Here is a 6,547-nt window from a genome sequence, read left to right on the forward strand (position 1 = left end):
GTACCGCCCCGCCGTACGCTGGGGCGGGGGCCGGGGGCGGAGCCTGTGGCTGAGGCGGGGGACACGGGCACCGAAACCGCTGAGAACGCTGAGAACGCAGCCGACCGGCGCTTCACCGTCCGCCTCGACAACTTCGAAGGCCCCTTCGACCTCCTCCTCCAGCTGATCTCGAAGCACAAGATGGACGTGACCGAGGTCGCGCTCTCCCGCGTCACCGACGAGTTCATGGCGCACATCCGGGCCATGGGCGCCGACTGGGATCTCGACCAGACCACCGAGTTCCTGGTCGTCGCCGCGACGCTGCTCGACCTGAAGGCCGCCCGGCTGCTGCCGGCCGCCGAGGTCGAGGACGAGGCGGACCTCGCCCTGCTGGAGGCGCGGGACCTGCTGTTCGCGCGGCTGCTCCAGTACCGCGCCTACAAACGCATCGCGGACATCTTCAGCGACCGGCTCCAGGACGAGGCGCGCCGCTGGCCCCGTACGGTCGGGCTGGAGCCGCACCACGCGGAGCTGCTGCCCGAAGTGGTCATCAGCATCGGCGCGGAGGGGTTCGCCAGGCTCGCGGTGCAGGCGATGCGGCCCAAGGCGAAGCCCGAGGTGTACGTCGACCACATCCACGCGCCGCTGGTCAGCGTGCGCGAGCAGGCGGACCTGGTGATCGCCCGGCTGCGGGCGGCGGGCGAGGCGAGCTTCGCACAGCTCACCGAGGACGCCGACGGCACGCTCACCGTCGTCGCCCGCTTCCTCGCGCTGCTGGAGCTGTACCGCGAGCGGATGGTCGCCCTCGACCAGGAGGAGGCGCTGGGCGCGCTGACGGTGCGGTGGACCGGGGCGGCGGCGGGGGAGGGGACACCGGTCGTAATGGCGGATGAATTCGATGAGGCTGATGAGGCGAGCGCTGTGGAGGAGACACCGTGAACCCGCGCGATGAGGCGGCGGCGGAGGCGGATACGTACGAGATCCAGCTCCCGGAAGAGGCCGACGAGCCCGCTCCGGTCGGTGAGGACGGCGACCCCGTCGGCCTGAGCACCGTCGCCCGGCTCGACCTGGAGCCCGCGTTGGAGGCCGTGCTCATGGTCGTGGACGAGCCCGTCACCGAGGAGCACCTCGCCAAGGTCCTCCAGCGCCCCCGCCGCGAGGTCTCGGACGCGCTGCACGTGCTGTCGGCCGCGTACACGGCCCAGGGGCGCGGCTTCGACCTGCGGCTCATCGCCGGGGGCTGGCGGTTCTACACGCGCGCCGAGTACGCGGACGCCGTCGAGAGCTTCGTCCTGGACGGCCAGCAGGCGCGCCTCACGCAGGCCGCGCTGGAGACGCTGGCCGTGGTCGCGTACCGTCAGCCGGTCAGCCGTTCCCGTGTCTCGGCCGTACGCGGCGTGAACTGCGACGGCGTGATGCGGACCCTCCTCCAGCGCGGTCTGGTGCGGGAGGCGGGCACGGAACCCGAAACAGGTGCGATCCTGTACAGGACGACGAACTACTTCTTGGAGCGGATGGGTCTGCGCGGCCTGGACGAGCTGCCTGAGCTCGCCCCGTTCCTGCCGGAGGCGGACGCCGTCGAGGCGGACTCCCGCGAGGGGGTTCCGTCGTTCGACCCGGATGCACCGGACGATGCAGACAGTACCCACTCGACAACGGAACCTTGATGCGAAGCAGCGACAGGAACAGCGGCAACCGGAACCCACGGGGTGCGGGCGGCGGCGGCAGGCGCGACGACAAGAAGCGCTCGGGCACCCCCCGGCCCGAGGAGCGCCGCTACGACGTCGGCGACACCGGCCAGTCGGGGGCGAACCGGCCCGGCGGCGTCGGGCGGTCCAAGCCGAGCAGCAAGCCGACCGGAAACCGGGGGCGCAAGCCGGTGCCCGCCCGCTCCCGCGAGCTCGACGCCAGGATCGAGGAGCGCAACCGCGAGAGGTACAGCAACAAGCCTCAGATCAAGACGCCCAAGACGTCCCCCGAGGAGGGCGAGCGGCTCCAGAAGGTCCTCGCGCGGGCCGGCATGGGCTCGCGGCGCGCCTGCGAGGAGCTGATCGACCAGGCTCGCGTCGAGGTCAACGGCGAGATCGTCCTGGAGCAGGGGCTGCGCGTCGACCCGCAGAAGGACGAGATCAAGGTCGACGGCCTGACCGTGGCCACCCAGTCGTACCTCTTCTTCGCGCTCAACAAGCCCGCCGGGGTCGTCTCCACGATGGAGGACCCGGACGGCCGGCAGTGCCTCGGCGACTACGTGACCAACCGCGAGACGCGGCTCTTCCACGTCGGTCGCCTCGACACCGAGACCGAGGGCATCATCCTGCTCACCAACCACGGCGAGCTGGCCCACCGCCTCACCCACCCCCGGTACGGCGTCAAGAAGACCTACCTCGCCGCGATCCAGGGCCCGCTCCCGCGCGACCTCGGCAAGCGGCTCAAGGACGGCATCGAGCTGGAGGACGGCTACGCCCGCGCCGACCACTTCCGGATCGTCGACAACGTCGGCAAGAACTACCTCGTCGAGGTCACCCTCCACGAGGGCCGCAAGCACATCGTGCGGCGGATGCTCTCCGAGGCCGGCTTCCCGGTCGACAAGCTCGTCCGCACCCACTTCGGCCCCATCGCCCTCGGCGACCAGAAGTCCGGCTGGCTGCGCCGCATGACCAACACCGAGGTCGGCATGCTGATGCGCGAGGTCGACCTGTAAGCCTCCCGCCCCGCCGATGCGCTCCGCGCGCCCGCCCCGCCGGTCGGGAGGGCGGGCGCGCCGCTGTGCGGGCTGTACGTCCGTACGTACCCCGCGCCGTTACGCCGCCGACGCCCGCCGCACCCGGATCAGGAAGTCCTCTACGCGGGCGCGGTCCGGTTCGGGGGCAAGGGGGCGCGTACGGCCGCGGCGTCGGTCTCCTCGGTCAGGGGCGTCCGCCCGGCGGCCGCTGAATTTCGGCTCAGGACCACACCGTCAGCTCCGTGGCCCGCCCCGTGTCGTCGCGCCGCACCTCCATCATCCCCTGCACCGCGTTGCGGTTGACGCGCCCGTAGACGTGCGGGAACAGCGTCCCCGGCGAGACCCCCGGCGGCGGCGTGCCCGCCGCGTCCTCCCAGCGGACCATGACGTCCAGCTTGTGCTCGTCGATCAGCAGCACCATCAGCGGCCCCACCGCCTCGCGGTAGAACGCCGTGGCCACGGCGAGCGCGACGGCCTCGTCCGGGGAACAGTGCACGAACCCCTCGGCGGAGAGCGAGGCGGGGGCGTAAGGGCGGTCCGGAGCGGTGAGCCAGTCGTCCAGGGGCACCACATGGAAGATCATGCACACGGTTCTACCGGACGCCGGGCCGCCCCCGGGGCAGACGCGGGCGGCGGGCGGCGAATCCCGCGCGGTTGGACACCGTGACCGCGTCCGCCCGGCCACTGGTTAGGCTGAGAAGCGCAGCAAGGCCACCGAGGCCACTTGAGCGGACACAGGGAGCGATGACGTGGCGGTACGAGCGGTCCGCGGAGCCGTCCAGCTGGAGCAGGACGAGGCCGGGCACATGCACGAGCAGGTCGCGGAGCTGCTCACCGAGATCCTGCGGCGCAACAGCCTCGGCCCCGACGACCTGATCAGCGTCTGGTTCACCGCCACCCCCGACCTGCACAGCGACTTCCCGGCCGCCGCCGCCCGGATGATCGGCATCACGGACGTACCGCTGATCTGCGCGCAGGAGCTGGACGTCGCCGGGGCCATGCCGCGCGTCGTGCGCATCCTCGCGCACGTCGAGACGGACACCGAGCGGTCGAAGATCGCCCACGTCTACCTCGGCGCCGCGGGCGCCCTGCGCAAGGACATCGCCCAGTGAGGACCGCGCTCGTCATCGGCACCGGACTGATCGGCACCTCCGCCGCCCTCGTGCTCGCGGGCCGCGGCGTCCGGGTGCACCTCGTCGACCACGATCCGGCCCAGGCCCGTACGGCCGCGGCCCTCGGCGCCGGGTACGACGAGGAGCCCGAGTCCGCCGTCGATCTCGCCCTCGTCGCCGTGCCGCCCGCGCACACCGCCCCGACGCTCGCCGACGCCATGCGGCGCGGCCTGGCCCGCGGCTACGTCGACGTGGCCAGCGTCAAGGGCGGCCCGCGCCGCGACCTCCAGGCGCTCGGCTGCGACCTCTCCCGCTACATCGGCACCCACCCGATGGCCGGCCGCGAGTCCTCCGGGCCGCTCGCCGCCACCCCCGACCTCTTCGAGGGCCGCCCCTGGGTGCTCACCCCCACCCGCGACACCGACACCGAGGTGCTCAACCTCGCCCTCGAACTCGTCGCGCTGTGCCGCGCCGTCCCCATCGTCATGGACGCCGACGCCCACGACCGCGCCGTCGCCCTCGTCTCGCACACCCCGCAGCTGCTCTCCAGCATGGTCGCGGCCCGGCTGCGGGACGCCGACGACACCGCCGTGCGCCTGTGCGGCCAGGGCATCCGCGACGTGACCCGGATCGCCGCCTCCGACCCGCGGATGTGGATCGACATCCTCGCCGCCAACCCCGGCCCGGTCGCCGACGTCCTCGCGGCCGTCGCCGCCGACCTGGACGAGACCGTACGGTCGCTGCGCGCCCTCCAGTCCGCCGACGGGGAGGAGCGGGCCAAGGGCACCGCGGGCATCGACGACGTGCTGCGCCGCGGCAACGCGGGCCGCGTCCGGGTGCCCGGCAAGCACGGCGCGGCGCCCACCGCCTACGAGTCGGTCCGGGTCCTCATCGGCGACCAGCCGGGCGAGCTGGCCCGTATCTTCGCCGACGCGGGCCGGGCCGCCGTCAACATCGAGGACGTCCGCATCGAGCACGCCAACGGGCAGCAGGCGGGCCTCATCCAGCTGATGGTGGAACCCCAGGCGGCCCCGGCGCTCACCGCCGCCCTCCGCGAGCGCGGCTGGTCGCTGCGGCAATAACGCCGGTACGGGGCGGGGCGCGCCCCGCCCCCGCGCGATGGCGGCGGCGGTTGCCGTACGGGCCGGTCGCACAAGCCAGTAACCTTGGTCGAGGCCCGTTGTTCCGGGCCCCCGCGATCAGGCCACCGGCCCGCGAACCCCGCCCCGTGCACAAGGAAGGTGTCTGTCACCGTGGAAACCGCCGCCCGGACCGCCCAGGCAGCAGTCATTGTCGGCATCGACGGCCCCTCCGGCACGGGCAAGTCCAGCACCTCGAAGGCCGTGGCGGCCGAGCTCGGGCTGCGCTACCTCGACACCGGCGCCCAGTACCGGGCGATCACCTGGTGGATGCTGAACAACGGCATCGACGTGCGGGACGCCGCGGCCGTCGCCGACGCCGCGGGCAAGCCGACGCTGGTCTCCGGCACCGACCCGGCCGCGCCGACGATCACCGTCGACGGCCAGGACGCGGCCGGTCCGATCCGCACCAAGGAGGTCACCGCCGCGGTCAGCGCCGTCAGCGCCGTCCCGGAGGTGCGCTCCCGCCTCACCGAGCTCCAGCGGAGCATCGCCGCCGAGGGCCCGCGCGGCATCGTGGTGGAGGGCCGGGACATCGGCACCACCGTGCTGCCCGACGCCGACGTCAAGATCTTCCTGACCGCCTCCGCCGAGGCGCGCGCCGCCCGCCGCAGCGGCGAGCTGGCCGGCAAGGAGAGCTCGGACCTGGCCGCGACGCAGGCGGCGCTCGTCAAGCGGGACGCCGCCGACTCGGGCCGTAAGACCTCGCCGCTGGCCAAGGCGGACGACGCCGTCGAGGTGGACACCACCGAGCTGACGCTCAATCAGGTCATCCAGTGCGTGGTCACCCTCATCGAGGAGAAGCGGGCCGCGTGACACCCTCCGCCTCCGGCGCCGCCGTCGGCCGCCGCATCGGCATCGGCCTGATGTACGGGCTGTGGAAGCCGCGCGTCCTGGGCTCCTGGCGGGTGCCCGCGGCCGGCCCCGTGATCATGGCGGTCAACCACTCCCACAACGTCGACGGCCCGATGGTCATGGGCACCGCGCCCCGGCCCGTGCACTTCCTGATCAAGCAGGAGGCGTTCACCGGCCCGCTCGACCCGTTCCTGCGCGCCATCGGGCAGGTCAAGGTGGACCGCGGCAGCGCCGACCGGACCGCCGTCACCGGCGCGCTCGACGTGCTCTCCGGCGGCGGAGTGCTGGGGATCTTCCCGGAGGGCAGCCGCGGCGAGGGCGACTTCGCGTCGCTGCGCGCCGGGCTCGCCTACTTCGCGCTGCGGTCGGGGGCCCCGATCGTGCCGGTGGCGGTGCTCGGCAGCGCGGAGCGGCAGGGCCGCCTGATACCCGGCCTGCCGCCGCTGCGCAGGCGCGTGGACGTCGTCTTCGGCGACCCTTTCGACGCGGGCGACGGCAGCGGCAGGCGCACCCGTACGGCACTGGACGCGGCGACCGTGCGCGTACAGGCCCGGCTGGGCGCGCACCTGGCCGACGCCAGACGGCGCACCGGCCGCTGAACGAGACGTGAGTAGTGGGCCGCGGTCGACGCGCTGGCCGCCAAGCCCGAACCGGTCTACGGGGTCTCCACCGGGTTCGGTGCCCTCGCCACCCGGCACATCGGCCCGGAGCTGCGCACCCAGCTCCAGCGCAACATCGTG

8 protein-coding genes and 2 pseudogenes are annotated in these 6,547 nt (G+C 73.3%); 8 read left to right on the forward strand and 2 right to left on the reverse strand.

Annotated elements, in window-relative coordinates:
- The 3 genes from ACFU99_RS28330 to ACFU99_RS28340 all read left to right on the forward strand — a co-directional run.
- A partial coding sequence (locus ACFU99_RS28330; RefSeq protein ID WP_384397294.1) for a segregation and condensation protein A occupies positions 1-918 on the forward strand: 918 nt, incomplete at its 5' end.
- 155 nt (positions 919-1,073) lie between these two features.
- Entirely contained in the window at positions 1,074-1,646 is a 573-nt protein-coding gene (gene scpB, locus ACFU99_RS28335) for an SMC-Scp complex subunit ScpB (protein WP_384397312.1), read from the forward strand.
- On the forward strand, positions 1,646-2,680 hold the full coding sequence (locus tag ACFU99_RS28340) for a pseudouridine synthase (protein ID WP_384397298.1): 1,035 nt from the start codon (positions 1,646-1,648) through the stop codon (positions 2,678-2,680). The genes scpB and ACFU99_RS28340 overlap by 1 nt, the downstream gene beginning before the upstream one ends.
- A 99-nt stretch (positions 2,681-2,779) precedes the next feature.
- Here ACFU99_RS28340 and ACFU99_RS28345 read toward each other — a convergent pair.
- Both ACFU99_RS28345 and ACFU99_RS28350 read right to left on the reverse strand, forming a co-directional pair.
- A pseudogene (locus tag ACFU99_RS28345) lies at positions 2,780-2,889 on the reverse strand (nucleotidyltransferase); the annotation flags it as partial.
- Between the two features lie 32 nt (positions 2,890-2,921).
- Positions 2,922-3,284, reverse strand: coding sequence for a DUF952 domain-containing protein (locus tag ACFU99_RS28350; RefSeq protein WP_384397301.1), 363 nt, complete (start codon positions 3,282-3,284; stop codon positions 2,922-2,924).
- 166 nt (positions 3,285-3,450) lie between these two features.
- On the opposite strand from ACFU99_RS28350, the gene aroH reads away from it, so the two are divergent.
- From aroH to ACFU99_RS28375, 5 genes and pseudogenes are all read left to right on the forward strand, one after another.
- Entirely contained in the window at positions 3,451-3,813 is a 363-nt protein-coding gene (gene aroH, locus ACFU99_RS28355; protein ID WP_384397303.1) for a chorismate mutase, read from the forward strand.
- A complete protein-coding gene (locus ACFU99_RS28360) occupies positions 3,810-4,895 on the forward strand; it encodes a prephenate dehydrogenase (protein ID WP_384397305.1) in 1,086 nt (361 codons plus the stop codon). The genes aroH and ACFU99_RS28360 overlap by 4 nt, the downstream gene beginning before the upstream one ends.
- A 159-nt stretch (positions 4,896-5,054) precedes the next feature.
- Positions 5,055-5,768, forward strand: a complete 714-nt coding sequence (gene cmk, locus ACFU99_RS28365) for a (d)CMP kinase (protein WP_384397307.1) — start codon at positions 5,055-5,057, stop codon at positions 5,766-5,768.
- The gene (locus ACFU99_RS28370; protein WP_384397309.1) at positions 5,729-6,406 is read left to right on the forward strand and encodes a lysophospholipid acyltransferase family protein; all 678 of its coding nucleotides are present in this window, start codon (positions 5,729-5,731) and stop codon (positions 6,404-6,406) included. Before cmk ends, ACFU99_RS28370 begins: the two co-directional genes overlap by 40 nt.
- A gap of 24 nt (positions 6,407-6,430) precedes the next feature.
- Positions 6,431-6,547: pseudogene (locus ACFU99_RS28375) on the forward strand (aromatic amino acid lyase); the annotation flags it as partial.

It is taken from the genome of Streptomyces sp. NPDC057654 (assembly GCF_042800135.1).
Taxonomy (GTDB): domain Bacteria; phylum Actinomycetota; class Actinomycetes; order Streptomycetales; family Streptomycetaceae; genus Streptomyces.

What these genes read in the sequence shown, in the direction of transcription:
- scpB (WP_384397312.1), top strand. Translation starts at nt 1,074, where the DNA reads ATGGTCGTGGACGAGCCCGTCACCGAGGAGCACCTCGCCAAGGTCCTC.
- ACFU99_RS28350 (WP_384397301.1), bottom strand. Translation starts at nt 3,284, where the DNA reads ATGATCTTCCATGTGGTGCCCCTGGACGACTGGCTCACCGCTCCGGAC.
- ACFU99_RS28340 (WP_384397298.1), top strand. Translation starts at nt 1,646, where the DNA reads ATGCGAAGCAGCGACAGGAACAGCGGCAACCGGAACCCACGGGGTGCG.